Here is a 19,399-nt window from a genome sequence, read left to right as displayed (position 1 = left end):
AATATCAGGGCATCAGCCCGGCGGTAAGACTCAGTGATAAGGTGCAGAATGAAACATTCCCGGGTTAAAAATACGCTGTTGCAAGGTTGGCTGGTGGCGGCATTGTTAGCCAGCGGTACGGCTTCGGCGGCAGAATTGCTCAACAGCTCTTATGACGTCTCCCGCGAACTGTTTGCCGCGCTGAACCCAGGCTTTGAAAAGCAGTGGGATCAGCAGCATCCGAACGACAAACTGACCATCAAACAGTCCCATGCCGGTTCTTCCAAACAGGCGTTGGCGATCTTGCAGGGGCTGCGTGCCGATGTGGTCACCTATAACCAGGTCAGTGACGTGCAAATCCTGCACGATCGCGGCCAACTGATCCCGGCAGATTGGCAGCAACGCCTGCCGAACAACAGCTCTCCATTCTATTCCACCATGGCGTTCCTGGTGCGCAAGGACAACCCGAAAGGCATCCACACCTGGAGCGATCTGGTGCGTGATGACGTGAAGCTGGTCTTCCCGAACCCGAAAACCTCCGGCAATGGCCGCTACACCTATCTGGCCGCCTGGGGTGCTGCCAGCCAGGCTGATGGCAACGATCAGGCCAAGACCCGTGAGTTCATGACCCGTTTACTGAAAAACGTGGTGGTGTTTGATACCGGTGGCCGTGGCGCAACGACGACCTTTGTCGAACGTGGCCTGGGTGACGTGCTGATCAGCTTTGAATCCGAGGTGAACAATATTCGCAAGCAGTACGGTGCAGACAAGTATGAAGTGATCGTGCCGCCGGTCGATATTCTGGCGGAGTTCCCGGTGGCCTGGGTGGACAAAAACGTTGAGAAAAACGGCACCGAACAGGTGGCCAAAGAGTACCTGAACTATCTCTATAGCCCGGCGGCCCAGAAGCTGATCACCAGCTTCTATTATCGCGTCAATGATCCGCAGGTGATGGCGGCGGCCAAGAGCCAATTCCCTGAGACCAAGCTGTTCAGCGTAGAAGATCAGTTCGGCGGCTGGCCGCAGGTGATGAGTGCCCACTTTGCAACGGGCGGCGAATTGGACCAACTGTTAGCGGCAGGGCATAAGTAATGTTTTCGATGGCCAGCAAGCGGGTTCTGCCTGGGTTTACTCTCAGTCTGGGAAGCAGCCTGCTTTTCACCTGCCTGATTTTGCTGTTGCCGCTCAGCGCGCTGGTGATGCAGCTGGCGCAAATGAGCCTGGCACAGTATTGGGAAGTGATCACCAATCCGCAGGTCGTGGCCGCTTATAAGGTGACGCTGCTGGCGGCCGGAGTCGCCAGCGTTTTCAACGCGGTGTTTGGCATGCTGATGGCCTGGATCCTCACCCGTTACCAGTTTCCTGGCCGCTCCTTACTGGATGGCCTGATGGATTTGCCGTTTGCATTACCTACGGCGGTGGCCGGGCTGACCCTGGCGGGGCTGTTTTCTACCACCGGTTGGTACGGCCAATGGCTGGCTCATTTTGATATCAAGGTTTCCTTCACCTGGTTGGGGATTGCGGTGGCGATGGCCTTTACCAGCATTCCTTTCGTGGTGCGCACGGTGCAACCGGTACTGGAAGAGTTGGGGCCAGAATATGAAGAGGCCGCCGAAACCCTTGGGGCTACCCGCTGGCAAAGTTTCCGTCGCGTGGTGTTGCCAGAGGTTGCGCCAGCGCTGCTCGCCGGTACGGCGCTGTCGTTTACCCGTAGCCTGGGGGAGTTTGGGGCGGTGATATTTATCGCAGGCAACATTGCCTGGAAAACCGAAGTGACCTCATTGATGATTTTTGTGCGCTTACAGGAGTTCGATTACCCGGCCGCTAGTGCGATTGCCTCGGTGATCCTGGCAGCATCACTGCTGTTGCTGTTTGCCATTAACACCTTGCAGAGCCGCTTTGGCCGCCGTATTGGAGGGCACTGATGGCTGATGTTACCGCCCTGAACGGCGCAGAGCGCCCACGCGTGAATTGGGGAAAATGGACGCTGATTGCCATCGGCGTGCTGTTCTCCATCCTGCTGTTGGTCGTGCCGATGGTGATGATCTTTATCGAGGCATTTTCCTCTGGCGTAGGTGCAGTGTGGCATAACCTGTCGGATCCGGACATGCTGCACGCCATTTGGCTGACGGTGCTGGTGGCGTTGATCACCGTGCCGGTCAACCTGGTGTTCGGTACTTTGCTGGCCTGGCTGGTTACGCGCTTTACGTTCCCTGGCCGCCAACTGCTGCTCACGCTGTTCGATATGCCGTTTGCGGTGTCGCCGGTGGTGGCGGGGCTGCTGTATCTACTGTTTTACGGCTCCAACGGCCCGATCGGCGGCTGGCTGGATGCCCATGATATTCAACTGATGTTCGCTTGGCCCGGCATGGTGCTGGTGACGATATTCGTGACCTGCCCGTTTGTGGTCCGTGAATTGGTGCCGTTGATGATGAGCCAGGGCAGCCAGGAAGACGAGGCCGCGGTGCTGTTGGGCGCTTCCGGGTGGCAGATGTTCCGCCGCGTCACCTTACCGAACATCCGCTGGGCATTGCTGTATGGCGTGGTACTGACCAACGCCCGCGCGATTGGCGAGTTTGGTGCGGTATCGGTGGTGTCCGGCTCTATCCGTGGCGAAACCTATACCCTGCCACTGCAAGTGGAATTACTGCATCAGGATTACAACACCGCCGGGGCGTTTACCGCCGCGGCACTGTTGACCCTGATGGCGATAGTCACCCTATTTCTGAAAAGCGGACTGCAATGGCGCCTGGCGCGTCAGGATGCGCGTCTCGAGCGGGAGGAAAATCATGAGCATTGAGATTAACGGTATCAACAAGTCTTTTGGCCGTACCAAGGTATTGAACGATATCTCGCTCGATATTCCTTCCGGTGAGATGGTGGCGTTATTAGGCCCATCCGGTTCGGGCAAGACCACTTTGCTGCGGATTATCGCCGGGCTGGAAAGCCAGAGCAGCGGTAAGCTGGGCTTTCACGGCACCGACGTCAGCCGCGTGCATGCGCGCGATCGTCGCGTCGGCTTCGTGTTCCAACACTATGCGCTGTTCCGCCATATGACGGTTTTCGACAATATCGCCTTTGGCCTGAGCGTGCTGCCACGTCGCGAACGTCCGAATGCGGCGGCGATCAAACAGAAAGTGGAGCAGTTGCTGGAGATGGTGCAGTTGGGTCATCTGGCTAATCGCTACCCTTCACAGCTTTCCGGCGGCCAGAAGCAACGTGTCGCCTTGGCGCGCGCGCTGGCGGTGGAGCCTCAGATCCTGCTGCTGGACGAGCCGTTTGGTGCGCTGGACGCGCAAGTGCGTAAAGAACTGCGCCGCTGGCTGCGTCAACTACATGAAGAACTGAAGTTTACCAGCGTGTTCGTCACTCACGATCAGGAAGAAGCGATGGAAGTTGCCGATCGCATCGTGGTGATGAGCCAGGGGAATATCGAGCAGGTAGGTTCACCGACCGAGATCATGCGTGAACCCGCCACCCGCTTCGTGCTGGAGTTTATGGGCGAAGTTAACCGCCTGAACGGTGAAATCCGCGGTTCACAGCTGTTTGTGGGCGCTCACCAATGGCCGCTGTCGTTCCAGCCAATGCACCAAGGCAGCGTCGATCTGTTCCTGCGCCCGTGGGAAATGGAGATTGGCACCGATTGCAGTGCCCGTTGCCCATTACCGGTACAGGTGTTGGAAGTCAGCCCGCGTGGCCACTTCTGGCAGTTGACCGTGCAGCCGATTGGCTGGCATCAGGAGCCTATCAGCGTGATTATGTCGGAAGGCCATGCCGCACCGGCGCGCGGGGACCGTTACTACGTTGGCAGCCTGAATGCCCGTCTCTACGCCGGTGAACAACTGTTACAACCGGTTGCGTTAGCTAAAAGCGCCTGATAATTTCTAACCATTCCCATTTAAGGCAACCCTGGGTTGCCTTTTTACATTATACGCAGGCAATGATTGTGACCACGCTGGAACAATGCATCGGTAATACACCGTTAGTAAAACTACAACGACTGGCCGAAGGGCTGGACAGTGAAATCTGGCTCAAGCTGGAGGGCAACAATCCGGCGGGGTCGGTCAAGGATCGGGCCGCGCTGGGGATGATCCAGCAGGCGGAGCTGCGCGGTGAAATCCAGCCGGGCGATACGCTGATCGAGGCCACCAGTGGCAATACCGGCATCGCGCTGGCGATGATTTGTGCGATGAAGGGCTACACGCTGAAGCTGCTGATGCCGGAAAACATGAGCATGGAACGCCAGGCGGCAATGCGTGCCTATGGTGCAGAACTGATCCTGGTCAGCCGTGAACAGGGGATGGAAGGGGCGCGTGACCTGGCGCTGGAGATGCAGCAGCAGGGTCAGGGCAAGGTGTTGGATCAGTTCAACAATCTGGATAACCCCTACGCGCATTTCACCACCACCGGCCCGGAAATCTGGCAGCAGACCGCTGGCCGTATCACCCATTTCGTTTCCAGCATGGGCACCACCGGCACCATTACCGGCGTTGGTGGCTACCTGAAAAGCCAAAATCCGCAGGTGAATATCATCGGTTTACAGCCTGCTGAAGGCAGCAGCATTCCGGGCATCCGCCGTTGGGCACCGGCCTATTTGCCGGGTATTTTCCGCCCTGAGCTGGTGGATCAGGTGTTGGATATGGCACAAAGCGAAGCCGAACAGACCATGCGCCAACTGGCTCAGCGGGAAGGTATTTTCTGCGGCGTCAGCTCCGGAGGTGCCGTAGCCGGAGCACTGCGCGTTGCTGCGGCCAATCCTGGCAGCGTCATTGTCGCCATTATCTGCGATCGCGGTGACCGTTACCTGTCTACCGGCGTATTTTCCTAGCTGAGTAATAATCGGTAGGGAGGAGCGTGACTCTCTACCTATTCCCTAACCTCTGCCATTTATCCCCTCAAGATCGATTATCCCCTGAGCCTTAAAGCCCCATCTTTCATTTGTGTCGGGAGAATGTCAATGTGTAAGGATTAGGTAAAACCGGCTGCGTACAGCGACAATAGACGCGAAAATGGCGGCAAATCAGCGGAGGAGTGGGCATGAAAATTTTATTGGTCGATGACGATCTGGAACTTGGCACCATGCTGAGCGAATACCTGACGGCTGAAGGATTCAACGCGTCCCTGGTGCTGACCGGCAAGGCTGGAGTAGATGGTGCACTTTCTGGCGAGTATATCGCGATGATCCTCGACATCATGCTGCCGGACATGAGCGGTATCGACGTGCTGCGCGAGGTACGTAAAAAGAGCCGCTTGCCGATCATCATGCTGACGGCCAAAGGGGACAACATCGACCGGGTAATCGGGCTGGAGATGGGCGCCGACGACTATGTCCCCAAACCTTGTTACCCACGCGAACTGGTGGCACGCCTGCGTGCGGTGCTGCGCCGGTTTGAAGAGCAGCCGGAAGCGGTGGATAAGGTTTCTGTCCTGAGCTTTAACGAATTGACGCTCAACCCGTCCACCCGCAGCAGTGCCTGGCAGGGTAAGACGTTCGACCTCACCGCCTCAGAGTTCAACTTGTTGGAGTTACTGCTGCGTTCGCCAGAACGAGTGGTGTCGAAGGATGAACTGTCAGAGAAAGGTCTGGGGCGGCCACGTGAGGCTTACGATCGCAGCGTGGACGTGCATATCAGCAATATCCGCCAGAAGCTGGGCGCGCTAACCGATAACCGACTGAGCATTGAAACCGTGCGCAGTATCGGTTACCGCATCAGGTAATGCCGATGCGCGGAAGACTGTTCTGGAAAATCCTGCTCGGTTTCTGGCTGACGTTTATCATCATGACCCAGGCGCTGTGGGTGACGTTTACCTTTTATGGTAATCGCCATGAGGTCCCGGAAAACAGCATGACCTGGCGTATCGCTAATCTGCAACTGACCTCTGCGGCCTCGGTGTTGCGCAGCAGTGGGATGCCTGCGTTGAACGCAATGGTTGCCAAATGGCCTGAAACCGAACGCCGCTTCTTAAGCGTAACGCCAGCCATTAAGCCATCGGCTGATGAGTCAGGCCAAAACCCACAGACCAACCAGCCAGCGAAAATGATGGTGGAATGGGTAACCGGTGCAGATAACCAGAGCTACCGGTTGAGCTACGATCTGGCAGGACTGCGTGCCGAATATCGGCCACCCAAGCGCTGGCGTCTGCTGAACATCCCGGAGCCAATGGTGTGGGTCGGTGGGCTGGGGGGCTTGCTGTTCAGCGCCATGTTGGCCTGGAACCTGACGCGCCCGATGCGCCAACTGCGCGCCGGTTTTGAGCGGGTAGCGCAGGGCGATCTGGCGGTGCGGCTGTTCCCGGCGATGCGGAGGCGCCATGACGAGCTTTCTGAGGTGGCTCGTGACTTTGACAGCATGGCGGAGCGGCTGGAGGTACTGGTCAGCGCCCGTGAGCAATTGCTGCATGATGTCTCCCATGAGTTGCGTTCGCCATTGGCCCGCTTGCAGCTAGCCATCGGCCTGGGGCGGCAAAATCCGGAGAACGTGGAGAACTCGTTGCAGCGTATCGAGCACGAAGCCGGGCGGTTGGACAAGATGATTGGCGAACTGCTGGCGCTGTCGCGCACCGAGAACAACGGCCTGTCCAATGATGAAGAGTATTTCGATCTCTATGGACTGGTGGAGGCGGTGGTTAACGATGCGCGCTATGAGGCGCAGATCCCTGGCGTAGAAATCGTGTTGCAGGCCAGTTCCGACGAGGAATACACCGTAAAAGGTAATGCCGAACTGATGCGCCGGGCGGTAGAGAATATTGTGCGTAATGCCCTGCGCTTTTCCAGCCACGGCCAACGGGTGACCGTGGTGCTGACGCGTATCGACCAGCTGTTCCAGATCCAGGTCAGCGATCAGGGGCCGGGCGTGGAGGAGTCGAAGCTGTCCAGCATCTTTGATCCTTTCGTCCGGGTAAAGTCGGCGATGTCTGGCAAAGGTTATGGCCTGGGTTTGGCGATCACGCGCAAAGTGGTGCTGGCCCATGGTGGGCAGGTTGAGGCACACAATGGCGAACAGGGTGGCCTGGTGATCACGCTTCGGGTACCGCGCTGGAGCTAAAGGTTACAGACAAAATAAAGACTGCTGACAAACTCTCTCTGGGCTCACAATGGGGCGCTGCATGCCGCGCCCGTATGGGTTAGCTTGGTACTCAGAGCCACAACCCACAGCATGCTGGCTATTTATTCGGGATCACTGTTATGTAATCACTGACAAAGTCTATCAGCTTGTTATCACTTGTGATCAGAGCAAGTTTGTTGTTTTTCGCCTGAGCGACAATGAGCCGATCAAACGGGTCTTTATGTAGCTTTTCAGGTAAATCACTGACAGCTAGCGCATGTTCGCTTTTAATGGGAATTTCAATCAAACCTGCATCAAACAGTCCTTCCCTGAACTGTTTGGGATCGATAGAAAAATCGGGTTTGTTCAAATTGCTTTTAATGACCACTTCCCATATTGACGCTGCACTAAAACAAAGCGTTTTATCGGTATCTTCCAGGACTTCCACAACATCAGCTGTCAGTTTTTCCGGTTCATAAGCCATGAACAGCAATATATTGGTATCTAACAGGAAATCCATTACGAGTATTTTCCTTCGAATAAATCAACAAGTTCGGTGCTGTTCATATCGTCGAAATTGACAGGAACGCTCCCCTTACCTTTGAGGAAACCCAGCTTGCGCTTAGGTTTATCTTCTCTGTATGCGATGACCTTAACCAGAGTATGACCATTTTTTGCGATCAGCACGGGCTCACCTGTACGAGCAACTTCCTGGACAATTCTTGACAGGTTGGTTTTCGCGTCGTAGATGTTTACCTTTTCCATAACATGACCTCTTATTGTACTTGCTCAAAGTATAGTCATTTTATTGGTCTGGTCAATAAGGTTAGACCAGGATTTACGTTCGCTGCAAGCTAGACGGGCGCTGCATGCAGCGCACCTACGTGTTAGGTCAGTTGAGGGATGTTTGCAGCTTGATTTCAACGATAATGCTGCTTGTCCAGATCGTACTTTTTCATCCGCAGGTAGAGCTTTTTACGCGGGATCTGTAAATATTCGGACACCTCGTTAATCCGTCCCTGATGCAGGTTCAACGCCTCGGTAATGATCTGGCGCTCATAGTCTTCGATACGCTGATCCAGCGGAGCGGGATCGGAGCCGTGCAACAGCGGGTTGGCGGTCTCTGCCAGTGGCATCACCCCTACGGCAAACAGCTCTGCGGCATTGGCCAGCTCGCGCACGTTATTTGGCCATACCCTTTTGACCAAACGCTTAATCAGCTCGGCTGGCAGATCCGGCAACGGATGGTTAAGGCGCAGGCAGGCCTGTTCCAGGTAATGGCGGAATAACGGCTCTATATCGTCAGGGCGCAGAGAAAGCGGCAGGCAGGCGATTTGGGTCATGGCAAAGCAGTAATAGAAATCGGGCAGTAGGGTATGCCCGGCGGCCAGTTCCACCAGCGGTGCAGTCCCAATGCCGATCAGCCGGAAGGGCAGAGGGTCTTGTCCCTGGAGCTGGATCAACCGCGCCTGCTGGGTGATAGACAAGTGCTCGAGGTGGCGTAAAATCAGCGTCCCGCCGCTTGCCTGCTCAATCCATTGTTCTAACGGTGCCTCACCCCCCGGTGTCAACTCACCCACGATCAACGGCTGTTCGCTGCGATGGCTCATGCGGTGTAAATAACGGGCTGCCAACGTCCTGCCGACGCCTAACTCCCCTTGCAGATAAACCGCCAAATCGGTTTCGGCTACCTGCTGCAAACGCACTCGTAGCTGCTTTATCCACTCACTACGGCCAATCAGATTGCTCTGCAGCTGTTCCTGTTGCCAACGACGACGGGCAATGTAAGAACGTCTCTGGGCCAGCGCGGTCGCGACCTGTTCGAGTAGCTGGGCCGGGTTGACCGGCTTTTGCAGAAAGTCCCAGGCCCCTTTTTTCACCGCTTCAACCGCCATCGGCACATCGCCATGGCCAGTGATCAACAACACCGGCAAACAGGCATCGTGAGCGAGCAGTAGCGCCATCAGCTCAATCCCGGAACAGCTAGGCATACAGACATCGCTGATCACGATCCCTGGCCACTCCTCACCGAGCATTTCCTGTGCCTTAAGCGGGTTATTACAGGCCTGAACCTGATAGCCTGCCTGGTTGAGCAGCATGGTATAGGCATCGAGGACGTCGGCATCGTCGTCGATTAACAGAATTTGCGCTTGTTGGCTTAACATGGTTGATCCACCGGTTGAAACTGTAAAACGACGCAGGCGTTCTGCGTCAGCGTAGAGGCCAGATGCAGGCTGCCGCCCATTTGCTGCATCAGCGAAAGCGAGATGGACAGGCCAATCCCCAAGCCCACCGATTTGCTGGTGGTGAAGGGTTTGAGTAACGATTCAGCCCGCGCCAGCGGCCAGCCAGGTCCGTTATCCCACAGCATGATCTGCCAACCGGACGCCTGGCGTTGCCAGCTAATCTGCAATAATGGCCGCTCTTGGCAGGCATCCAGCGCGTTACTCATCAGATTGACCAATACCTGCTGAATGCGTACCTCATCACCTAACACGTTTGGTGAGCCTTCCGGTAGCCGCAGTTCCCCCTGCAGCGGTTGGTGGCGCAGAGCCAGCAACTCCCAGGCGGCGATTAGTGACTGGCGCAAATCAACGGGCTGAGAGGGGCTATCCTGTTCCGTTCGCCGGGTGAATTGCCGCAGCATACGGATGATGGCATCCATGCGGCCAATCAGACCGTCGGCTTTGGTCAGGGCCAGCGTGGCCGCCTCTGGCTGTTGTTTCTCCACCGCATGACGAGCGGTAAACAGATACATCGACAGGGCGTTCAGCGGTTGGTTGATCTCATGGGCCAGCGTGGTCATGGTCTGCCCAACCACGGCCAGTTTGGCGGCCTGCACCAGCTCATCCTGTGTGGATCGCAAATGTTGCTCAATGCCCTTGCGCTCGGTGATTTCCTGCTCCAGTCGGGATTTTTGCTGGTTCAACTGGCCTAGGGTGCGCCGCAACAGACGGGCGATGCGGCCCAGTTCATCGCCACCGTAAACCGGGATCGCCGCGTTGGTTTCCCCAAGGCCGATACGCACCACCACCTGGTTTAGCAGGGTAAAGCGCTTGACCAGGCGGGAACGGATAAAATAGTGATTGAGCAAATACACCAATAACATCGCCAGCAGGGTGGCGATCACAATTAGCCTGCCGCTGACGCGGATGATCTGCTCCAGACGGTGGTTAAAGGTTTGCATCTGCCGGTGGCTGTTACTCAGTTGCGATTCCAGCTGTGTGCGAAAGCGGGCAAGCGTCGCCTCCTTGGCCTGAGTAGCCAGCGTAAGTGCTCGTTGTGCCTGATGATAGTCTTTCATCGCCGCAGGCATACTGTTTTCGGCAATGCCGGTCTCCAGCAGTTCGTCGATGGTTTGCCGCAGCGTGATGGTGCTGGGGTGAGTCTGCAACCCCTGCATATTTTCGTTCGCCGTTTTTTTCAGGTAGGCGAGGTAACGTACGTGCTCGGCAACCGAAGTGGGCTCTTCAGCGCCGGATTGCAGCTCATTGAGGCGATCGCGCAGGGCATCGGCGATCTGGTTCTCGATGCGTGCCAGGGCGTAAACCTGCTGCTGTTCACTTTGCACCTCGCGCAAACTGGCCTGCAAGCGGGGGAGCGCCTGGCCAGAGCCTGTCTCCATCTGATCGAGCAAAGCTCCCTGTTGCCAGCTAAAATCCTGCACCAGCGAATTCAGCTCGGTGGTGAAGTCATCATGTAACCAACTGATGCGTGCGGCGATCTCATTGACCTTTTCCCTGGCGATAAACATGTTGTAGAGCGCATTGTCCAATCGTCCCAACAGTTGGCGGCTTTCTGCCAGCGTCGCCTGAATTTGCTGACGTTCAGGGTTATCCAACTGCATACTGGCCTGCTCGATTTGCTCCAAATGACCGACGATCTGATTTCTTAACTGCAGGCGGGCATTGGTATTGGCGGCCTGCAAAAACTCATTGAGCTGATCGACCAGCGTGTTCAGATTACTTTCGATCACGAACGAGGATTGGATGCGCGGAAAGTAATCATCCAGCGCATAGCGGACCTGCGAGCTTTGCTCATGCCAGGAGTACAGGCTGACCCCGCTGACGGTAAGCGTCAGCAGCGCGCCGGTGAGAAAGGCACCCCGCAGGCAGGCGCTGATGGTCAGGCGTTTGAAGAAGCGCGGCAATAAACGGCTCATTTTAACTCTTCCAGCGCCTTGATGGCCTTTCTCTGCTGTTGCTGAAAGAACAGTTGCCATTCCATGACCTGCTGCTCGCTCTCGCTACGTGCAGCAAACTGTTTAAGGTACTGCGGATCTTCGCTTTGGGCCTGGGTGACGGGAATGGCGGTCAACAGCGCACGGATCTCCGGCAAGGGCCGTTTGAGGCGGCTTTCAGCACCATGCAACGCTTTCCAAGCGTCCTTGAGTTGAGACAGGCGGAAGCTGATGGCCGTATCAAACAGCTTTTGGACCAGGCGCTGGCGTTGCAATATTAGGGAGTCATTCAGCGGTGGCCGCTGTAACAGCTTTTGCTGCTGCGCGAAGCGTGGGCTGTCTGCCGGCAGTGGAACCACCGGGTATTTTCCCGTGCTGGTATCGGCCAGGACCCGCTGCCCCTGTGGGCTGAGGAGGAACTGAATAAAGCGCCGGGCCTCGGCGGGGTAATGGCTATTGCTTGTCACGGCAATATAGGTGGGGGAGGCCGCGGCCTGAGGGAAATAATGGAAGGCCAGGTGTGGATCGTCAAGCAGCAGATTGGCATAGTTATCGATAATCGGCCCGACCGAACCCAGGCCGCTTTTGACTTTATCCGCCACGCCAAAGCTGCGCGAAGAGATGGTGATCAGGTTACCGGCCGCCGATAGCATCGTTTGCCAGCCGGATTGCCACCCCCGCTGTTGCAATAGCGATTCCACCATCAGGTGGCTGGTATCCGAGCGGGAAGGGCTGCTCATCAGCAGGGCCCCCTGGTAGCGGGCATCGGTCAGATCGTCCCAATCGTCTGGTAGCGGCAGCCGTTTCTCTGCCAGATTGGTGCGGTTGATCAGCAGGCCAAAACCCGAAATGGCCACCGCCACGGCGGTATTGCGGATAGGTTCAGGCACCAGCCGCTGTGATTGTTCCGGAGCACCCTCATAGTTTGCCAGGCGCTGATGCTGTTGCAGGTGCTGGAGCAGCATGGGGGAGGAGGTCAGCACCAGATCGACGTTGTCACTGCCGGTGCTGTCGAGCAGTTGTTCCAGGGAGGTGCTGGTGCGGTTCAGCGTGCGGATGACTACAGACTGGGGCTGGCCTTGCCAACGGCTAATGAGGTAGGCGGTTGCCTCTGGTGAAAAGGTGGTGGCCATCACCAGTTCATTTCTTTTGGCGCAGGCAGCAGTGGATAACAGCCAGCAGGCCATTGCCGCAAAAACGAGCGTTGCACGCATAATAAAACTCTCCCTAGACCTCATCGATTGTGATCTTATTCATAAAATCGCAATAACGATAAAAATAACCCGCAAAGCATTTGGGACAAAAATATTTTTCGTCAACCAACAGAATTTAGCCGGGGTTATAACGTTGATGAAGTCAGAATATTACCATCGATAGCCCATCAATACTGTTAACGCCTTCAAAAACATCACCACTTGTGGGCTGGCTTTGTGCGCAACCTTAGTGCTGTGGCGCTCTGGCGCGGGGAAGTGAGCGAGCTGGTTTTTGGTTAATAACGGTAATGTTAATTGATGGGTCAAAACTGGGCTTATTTGTTCTGGGTTTGAGTCAATTTTGACACATATTACAGGGCTTGTCTTATTAATGAATTAATTACACCATCCGCTGCGAGCGTTATTAATAAATAGCAGGCGCATCGAGCCAGTACAGATAAACCTCACAGGGGAATAACATGTTTTCATTATTAAAACCTAGCGCGGCGGCGAAGCGTGTTCCGCCAGAACAGGTGCAGGCAACCTACCAGCGTTATCGCATGCAAGCGTTACTGAGCGTCTTTTTGGGCTACCTGGCCTATTACATCGTGCGTAACAACTTCACCCTTTCGACGCCCTACCTGAAAGAGCATCTGGATCTGAGTGCGACGCAGATCGGCATGTTGAGCAGTTGCATGCTGATTGCCTACGGCATCAGCAAAGGGGTGATGAGCAGCCTGGCCGATAAGGCCAACCCTAAAGTGTTTATGGCTTGTGGCCTGGTGCTGTGTGCCATCGTCAACGTCGGTTTGGGGTTCAGCACTGCCTTCTGGGTCTTTGCCGCATTGGTGGTGTTTAACGGCCTGTTTCAGGGGATGGGAGTAGGGCCTTCGTTCATTACCATTGCCAACTGGTTCCCACGCCGTGAGCGTGGCCGCGTTGGCGCATTTTGGAATATATCCCACAATATCGGCGGTGGGGTAGTTGCCCCCATCGTCGGCGTGGCTTTTGCGGTATTGGGTAGTGAACACTGGCAGAGCGCCAGCTACATCGTCCCAGCAGGTGTAGCAGTGTTGTTTGCGTTGGTGGTGCTATGGCTGGGTAAAGGTTCCCCGCGCAGCGAAGGTCTGCCTGCCTTGGAACAAATGATGCCGGAAGAAACCGTCAGGGTGAAAACCGGTGTACAGGAACAGGCGCCGGAAAATATGAGCGCCTTCCAGATCTTCTGTACCTATGTTCTGCGTAATAAAAATGCCTGGTATGTCTCGCTGGTGGACGTATTTGTCTACATGGTGCGCTTTGGCATGATCAGCTGGCTGCCTATTTACCTGCTCACCGAAAAGCATTTCTCCAAAGAGCAGATGAGCATCGCCTTTCTGTTCTTCGAATGGGCTGCGATCCCGTCCACACTGTTGGCTGGGTGGCTGTCGGATAAGCTGTTCAAGGGACGCCGTATGCCGCTGGCGATGATCTGCATGGTGATGATTTTCATCTGCCTGATTGGTTACTGGAAGAGTGACTCGCTGTTGATGGTCACCATCTTTGCTGCGATCGTCGGTTGCCTGATCTATGTGCCACAGTTCCTGGCTTCGGTACAGACGATGGAGATCGTTCCCAGCTTTGCTGTCGGCTCCGCCGTTGGCCTGCGCGGCTTTATGAGCTATATCTTTGGGGCTACGCTGGGCACCAGCCTGTTTGGCGTGATGGTCGATAACATGGGGTGGCATGGCGGCTTTTATCTGCTGATGGGCGGCGTGGTGTGCTGCATCTTGTTCTGCTATCTGTCACATCGTGGCGTATTGGCCTTGGAGCGTGAAAGACAGCAACAGGAGCTACAAGCGGAACCGCTGGTAGCGCAGTAGGGCTTAGAAGTCTTGGATAAAAAAATGGCGCCGATAAAGGCGCCATTTTTACGATCGAACCGCGATTACTTCTTGATGCGGATGATCGGGGTCTCGCCAACGGTGACGCTGCCGGACAGTTTGATCAGCTCTTTGATCTCGTCCATGTTGGAGATAACCACCGGAGTCAGGGTAGACTTGGCTTTCTCTTCCAGCAGGGCCAGATTGAACTCGATAATCACATCGCCTTTCTTGACGCGCTGACCTTCTTCCGCGATGCGTTTGAAGCCTTCGCCTTTCAGTTCAACGGTGTCGATACCAAAGTGCACGAACAGCTCAATGCCGCTATCAGATTCGATAGAGAACGCATGGTTGGTTTCGAAAATTTTACCGATAGTGCCGTCAACCGGAGCAACCATTTTGTTGCCAGCAGGTTTGATAGCAATGCCGTCGCCAACGATCTTCTCGGCGAATACGACGTCCGGTACATCTTCGATATTGACGATTTCGCCAGAAAGTGGAGCGACGATCTCGATAGTGCCCATGTCTTTCTTGTCATCAGAAACCAGAGACTTCAGTTTATCGAACAAACCCATGATCTTCTCCTAAGCATTAAATTGGGCGGCGTTCCAGTGTCGTGGAATTTTAGCAGAGCGTTTTTTCTTCGATGAACTTATTGACGCAGTTCATCAAATCCTGTGCCGTTGGTTGTTCCAAGGCCTGCGCTGCCAATGCCTTCACATCTTCGAAATTGGTATTACGAATAATTTTCTTGATGCGCGGGATTGCAATCGCACTCATGCTGAACTCATCCAGCCCCATGCCCAAAAGCAACAGTGTAGCACGCTCATCGCCAGCCAGCTCGCCGCACATACCGGTCCACTTGCCTTCTGCGTGAGATGCATCAATAACCTGTTTGATCAGGCCAAGCACTGATGGGGACATCGGGTTATAGAGATGAGAAATCAGCTCGTTGCCGCGATCTACTGCCAGAGTATACTGGGTTAAATCGTTTGTCCCAATACTAAAGAAGTCGACTTCTTTCGCCAGGTGGCGAGCAATCACTGCCGCGGCCGGTGTTTCCACCATTACGCCCACTTCAATGCTCTCGTCAAAGGCTTTGCCTTCTTCACGCAGCTGCGCTTTCAGCGTTTCCAGCTCGCCCTTCAGATCGCGCACTTCTTCCACCGAGATGATCATCGGGAACATGATGCGCAGTTTACCGAAAGCAGAGGCACGCAGGATGGCGCGCAGCTGAGCGTGCAGGATTTCCCGGCGGTCCATCGCGATACGGATCGCGCGCCAGCCCAGGAACGGGTTCTCTTCTTTTGGCAGGTTCATGTACGGCAGGTCTTTATCGCCGCCGATGTCCATGGTACGGACGATGACTGCCTGTGACCCCATGGCTTCCGCAACGGCCTTGTAAGCCGAGAACTGCTCGTCTTCGGTTGGCAGTGAGTCGCGGTCCATGAACAGGAATTCGGTACGATACAGGCCGACACCTTCGGCGCCATTGCGCTCTGCACCGGCGACGTCGCGCACGGTACCGATGTTGGCACAGACTTCAACCTGATGCCCGTCCAGCGTGATCGCCGGCAGGTCTTTCAGCTTGGCCAGATCGTTTTTCTCGGTGACGTATTGGGTATGAACCGCTTTCAGCTGTTCAATCACCTCGGCCGTCGGGTTGACGTAAATCTTGTTGTTAACCGCATCCAGGATCAGGTAATCGCCGTTTTTTACCTGGGTGGTCACGTCGCTGGTGCCAACGATAGCAGGCAGTTCCAGGGAGCGAGCCATGATCGAGGTGTGGGAAGTACGGCCACCCAGATCGGTGATGAAGCCCAGCACTTTGTCCAGGTTCAACTGTGCGGTTTCTGACGGTGTCAGGTCCTTCGCGACCAGGATCACCTCATCCTGAATGGCGGTCAGATCGACAATCGCCAGGCCCAGGATGTTTTGCAACAGACGCTTACCGATATCACGCACGTCAGCCGCGCGCTCTTTCAGGTATTCGTCGTCTAATTCTTCCAGCGCTTTCGCCTGGCCTTCGATCACGGTGTAGGCTGCCGCATCGGCAGACGCCAGATCGTCTTTGATGAGGGCTATGATTTCCTGCTCAAGCTCTTCGTCTTCCAACAGCATGATGTGGCCTTCGAAGATCGCTTCTTTTTCTTCGCCGAAGGTCTCGCCTGCCTTGGTTTTGATTACTTCCAGCTGTTCAGACGCTTTGGCGCGGCCTGCCAGAAAACGTGAGATTTCCTGCTCTACATGGTCTGCAGAGATTTTTTTCCGGTTGATGACAATCTCATCTTCCTTCAGCAAGAGAGACTTACCAAAAGCGATACCCGGTGATACTAAAATGCCTGAAATCATAACCCTACCTTACTCTTGACTGGTGTTAACTAAAAAGACGGGCCGATTACTCAAGCTCTGCCATCAGTTTTACCAAGTGCTCAACGGCTTTCTGCTCGTCTTCACCAACGGCTTCGATGGTGACTACTGTTCCTTGGGTCAGGCCCAGAGTTTGCAGCTTAAACAGGCTTTTGGCGCTAGCGCTCTTGCCGTTGGAAGTCACGGTGATGTCAGACGCGAAGCCTTTGGCTTCTTTTACGAACTGAGCGGCAGGGCGAGTGTGCAGACCATTCGGAGCGGTGATAGTCACTTCTTGCTGGAACATTGATGTTTCCCCAACTTATCGGATTTAAGGTTGTGGAGCTAAAGTTTAGCCTAACGGCGTGATTTTAGCTTGTCTGGTTAGCGCCTGACTATGGTACAGGGGCGAGCATGGATGCAACATAAAACGACGCTTTAAGCATTTCAGATCAAAAAATCCGAGCATCTGGCGTTGTTTCAATCAGCTCCCCATTATGCCGTGTTTTTCGCTGGAGCAACAAATGAGTAAATCGATTCAGCTCAAACAATGGCAGGAAGGTGATTAATTTTGCGCATCGAAATAATTGACCGGTTAAATACTAAAGCCAGCGGTGAAAATCAATCGTTGAGTGGTGTAAACTTTGATCCAGTCCACAAAAAAAGCACCTGAATAGGTGCTTTTTTAGCTATTTGTGCACTGTTTGCGCTATTGCTGCAGTTCCTGTTCGGTGAACAGATCGGCAAACAAAGCGGTGCTCAAGTAGCGCTCACCTGATGAAGGCAGAATAACCACAATTGTCTTGTCGGTAAAGTCGGCTTCTTCGGAAAGTTTGACGGCGGCCGCCACGGCGGCACCGGAAGAAATCCCGGCCAGGATGCCTTCTTCTTCCATCAGGCGTCGTGCCATGCTGATGGCCTCGTCGTTGGTGATCTGCGCGACGCGGTCAACCAGGCTCAGATCCAGGTTGCCCGGAATGAAACCGGCACCAATGCCCTGGATTTTGTGCGGGCCGGGTTTGATTTCCTGGCCTGCCAATGCCTGGCTGATGACCGGTGAGTCGGTTGGTTCAACCGCCACTGTGGTGATAGCCTTGCCCTTGGTGTTCTTGATAAAGCGGCTGACGCCGGTCAGTGTACCGCCAGTGCCGACGCCCGCGATAAAGACATCGACCTCGCCATCGGTATCTTCCCAGATTTCCGGGCCGGTGGTTTGTTCGTGGATTTCCGGGTTGGCCGGGTTGCTGAACTGTTGCAGCAGGATGTAGCGGTTCGGATCGGTGGCCACAATCTCTTCGGCCTTGGCGATCGCCCCTTTCATGCCTTTGGCACCTTCGGTCAGCACCAGATTGGCACCCAGCGCCTTGAGCAGTTTACGACGTTCGATGCTCATGGTTTCCGGCATGGTCAGCGTGAGCTTGTAACCCCGCGCCGCGGCGACAAACGCCAGAGCGATACCGGTGTTGCCGCTGGTTGGCTCCACCAGCTCTTTGCCTGCGCTCAGAATGCCACGCTTTTCGGCATCCCAAATCATATTGGCACCGATGCGGCATTTGACGCTGAAGCTCGGGTTGCGAGATTCAACCTTGGCGAGAATGCGTCCGTTGCCGATACGGTTCAGACGAACCAGCGGCGTATGGCCGATTGTTAATGAGTTGTCTTGGTAAATCTTGCTCATGGCCCGTCCTTATAACTCTATGAAATGTAGGGAACATCGAAAGCATACGCTAACGGTCTCGGCAGGGAAGTAAAGAATTGGTATATCGATATGTTATTAGAGAATAAGTTTTAATCACAATAGCAAGGGCGCACGAAGCGCCCCCAAATAAAGCCGTTAGTGACGAACAAATTGTGCACGATAACGGTCGACCCACATCGCCGTGGCACCGCAGACCGCCACTGGCAGGATCACCAGATTGAGGATGGGGATCATGGTGAACAGGCTGACCAACGCACCAAACTGTAGGTTGTCGGTTTTGTGCTGCCGCAACGCCTGGCGCATCTCGGCGAAGCTGACCTTGTGGTTATCAAACGGATAATCGCAGTATTGAATGGCCAGCATCCAGGCGCTGAACAGGAACCACAGCACCGGAGCCAGCGTTTGGCCGATGCCCGGTATAAAATAGAGCAACAGCAGGCCCAGCGCGCGTGGCAGGTAATACATCAGCTTGCGCCATTCACGGGACATGATGCGCGGCAGATCTTTGACCACGCCGAGCATACCGGTATCCGGCAACGGTTTGCCGGTCAGGCTGCCTTCGAGCTGTTCCGCCAGCAGCCCGCAAAACGGGGCGGCGATCAGGTTGGTGATGGTACTGAACAGGTAACTGAACACCAACAGCACGGAGATGACCGCCATCGGCCAGAGTAAATAACTTAGCCACTGTAGCCAGCTTGGCACATGGCTCATCATGCTCGGGATCCAGTCGCCCAGTTGGCTGAACAGCCACCAGAAGGCAGAGCCCATCAGCAGCACGTTCACCAGCAACGGCAGGACGACATAGCGTTTAATACCCGGGCGCGAAATCAGGCGCCATCCTTGGGCAAAATAATGGAAGCCGTTGGTGGATCCGACAGGGGGAGGCACATAGGACATATCTTAAGATTTTCTCTTTGGCTAAACAGGCCAAGCTATCATATAGGGTTGATTTTCCACTGGCTAGAGCCACATTGGCTGAAAAAACAGCAAAAAAATGCCGAATAATCATCTTTATTGGCATAAAGTTCAGCACGGACTTGCACTTGTGCCTGTGGGCAAATAGAGTTAAAGAGTGAATGTTTGCCGCGGTG

17 protein-coding genes and 2 pseudogenes are annotated in these 19,399 nt (G+C 55.0%); 9 read left to right on the top strand and 10 right to left on the bottom strand.

Going from position 1 to position 19,399, the window contains the following annotated elements:
- Nucleotides 1-48 precede the first annotated feature (48 nt).
- The 8 genes and pseudogenes from KGP26_RS20105 to KGP26_RS20075 form a co-directional block, all read left to right on the top strand.
- Nucleotides 49-1,071 (top strand): sulfate ABC transporter substrate-binding protein, encoded by a 1,023-nt coding sequence (locus KGP26_RS20105; protein ID WP_223664512.1) that lies wholly within the window; start codon nt 49-51, stop codon nt 1,069-1,071.
- Nucleotides 1,071-1,904, top strand: coding sequence for a sulfate/thiosulfate ABC transporter permease CysT (gene cysT / locus KGP26_RS20100; RefSeq protein WP_021178700.1), 834 nt, complete (start codon nt 1,071-1,073; stop codon nt 1,902-1,904). Before KGP26_RS20105 ends, cysT begins: the two co-directional genes overlap by 1 nt.
- Complete coding sequence (gene cysW, locus KGP26_RS20095) at nt 1,904-2,779, top strand: sulfate/thiosulfate ABC transporter permease CysW (protein WP_209554869.1); 876 nt, start codon at nt 1,904-1,906, stop codon at nt 2,777-2,779. Before cysT ends, cysW begins: the two co-directional genes overlap by 1 nt.
- Nucleotides 2,769-3,857 (top strand): sulfate/thiosulfate ABC transporter ATP-binding protein CysA, encoded by a 1,089-nt coding sequence (cysA, locus tag KGP26_RS20090; protein WP_021178698.1) that lies wholly within the window; start codon nt 2,769-2,771, stop codon nt 3,855-3,857. Before cysW ends, cysA begins: the two co-directional genes overlap by 11 nt.
- A 68-nt stretch (nt 3,858-3,925) precedes the next feature.
- Nucleotides 3,926-4,807: a cysteine synthase CysM gene (gene cysM, locus KGP26_RS20085; protein WP_039995377.1), complete on the top strand. Its 882-nt coding sequence runs from the start codon at nt 3,926-3,928 to the stop codon at nt 4,805-4,807.
- Nucleotides 4,808-5,016: 209 nt separating this feature from the next.
- Complete coding sequence (locus tag KGP26_RS20080) at nt 5,017-5,697, top strand: response regulator transcription factor (protein ID WP_021807065.1); 681 nt, start codon at nt 5,017-5,019, stop codon at nt 5,695-5,697.
- Between the two features lie 5 nt (nt 5,698-5,702).
- Nucleotides 5,703-5,931 (top strand): annotated as a pseudogene (locus KGP26_RS30440) (sensor histidine kinase); the annotation flags it as partial.
- A 92-nt stretch (nt 5,932-6,023) separates the two neighbouring features.
- A pseudogene (locus KGP26_RS20075) lies at nt 6,024-7,025 on the top strand (ATP-binding protein); the annotation flags it as partial.
- A gap of 118 nt (nt 7,026-7,143) precedes the next feature.
- Here the strand turns inward: KGP26_RS20075 and KGP26_RS20070 are convergent.
- The 5 genes from KGP26_RS20070 to KGP26_RS20050 form a co-directional block, all read right to left on the bottom strand.
- Entirely contained in the window at nt 7,144-7,545 is a 402-nt protein-coding gene (locus tag KGP26_RS20070) for a type II toxin-antitoxin system VapC family toxin (protein ID WP_059201450.1), read from the bottom strand.
- The gene (locus KGP26_RS20065) at nt 7,545-7,790 is read right to left on the bottom strand and encodes a type II toxin-antitoxin system Phd/YefM family antitoxin (RefSeq protein ID WP_021807062.1); all 246 of its coding nucleotides are present in this window, start codon (nt 7,788-7,790) and stop codon (nt 7,545-7,547) included. The genes KGP26_RS20070 and KGP26_RS20065 overlap by 1 nt, the downstream gene beginning before the upstream one ends.
- 155 nt (nt 7,791-7,945) lie before the next feature.
- Complete coding sequence (locus tag KGP26_RS20060) at nt 7,946-9,190, bottom strand: sigma-54 dependent transcriptional regulator (protein ID WP_223500190.1); 1,245 nt, start codon at nt 9,188-9,190, stop codon at nt 7,946-7,948.
- Nucleotides 9,184-11,187 (bottom strand): ATP-binding protein, encoded by a 2,004-nt coding sequence (locus KGP26_RS20055; RefSeq protein ID WP_223664511.1) that lies wholly within the window; start codon nt 11,185-11,187, stop codon nt 9,184-9,186. Before KGP26_RS20055 ends, KGP26_RS20060 begins: the two co-directional genes overlap by 7 nt.
- Nucleotides 11,184-12,419, bottom strand: coding sequence for an ABC transporter substrate-binding protein (locus KGP26_RS20050; RefSeq protein ID WP_280922719.1), 1,236 nt, complete (start codon nt 12,417-12,419; stop codon nt 11,184-11,186). Before KGP26_RS20050 ends, KGP26_RS20055 begins: the two co-directional genes overlap by 4 nt.
- Nucleotides 12,420-12,877: 458 nt before the next feature.
- Here KGP26_RS20050 and pgtP point away from each other — a divergent pair, with 458 nt between their 5' ends.
- Nucleotides 12,878-14,260 carry a phosphoglycerate transporter PgtP gene (gene pgtP, locus KGP26_RS20045; RefSeq protein WP_021807058.1) on the top strand — a complete coding sequence of 461 codons (1,383 nt, stop codon included), beginning with the start codon at nt 12,878-12,880 and terminating at the stop codon, nt 14,258-14,260.
- 65 nt (nt 14,261-14,325) lie between these two features.
- Here pgtP and crr read toward each other — a convergent pair whose 3' ends face one another.
- From crr to cysZ, 5 genes are all read right to left on the bottom strand, one after another.
- Nucleotides 14,326-14,835: a PTS glucose transporter subunit IIA gene (crr, locus tag KGP26_RS20040; RefSeq protein WP_021807057.1), complete on the bottom strand. Its 510-nt coding sequence runs from the start codon at nt 14,833-14,835 to the stop codon at nt 14,326-14,328.
- 49 nt (nt 14,836-14,884) lie between these two features.
- Nucleotides 14,885-16,612, bottom strand: coding sequence for a phosphoenolpyruvate-protein phosphotransferase PtsI (gene ptsI, locus KGP26_RS20035; RefSeq protein WP_223664510.1), 1,728 nt, complete (start codon nt 16,610-16,612; stop codon nt 14,885-14,887).
- A 46-nt stretch (nt 16,613-16,658) separates the two neighbouring features.
- Complete coding sequence (gene ptsH / locus KGP26_RS20030) at nt 16,659-16,916, bottom strand: phosphocarrier protein Hpr (RefSeq protein ID WP_021178688.1); 258 nt, start codon at nt 16,914-16,916, stop codon at nt 16,659-16,661.
- 402 nt (nt 16,917-17,318) lie between these two features.
- Complete coding sequence (cysK, locus tag KGP26_RS20025; protein ID WP_021178687.1) at nt 17,319-18,287, bottom strand: cysteine synthase A; 969 nt, start codon at nt 18,285-18,287, stop codon at nt 17,319-17,321.
- A 156-nt stretch (nt 18,288-18,443) separates the two neighbouring features.
- Entirely contained in the window at nt 18,444-19,205 is a 762-nt protein-coding gene (cysZ, locus tag KGP26_RS20020; protein ID WP_021178686.1) for a sulfate transporter CysZ, read from the bottom strand.
- Nucleotides 19,206-19,399 lie beyond the last annotated feature (194 nt).

This window comes from Serratia sp. JSRIV002 (assembly GCF_019968725.1).
Lineage (GTDB): Bacteria > Pseudomonadota > Gammaproteobacteria > Enterobacterales > Enterobacteriaceae > Chania > Chania fonticola_B.
The sequence above is the reverse complement of the archived record's forward strand: the minus strand, read 5'-3'. Positions and strand labels throughout refer to the sequence as shown.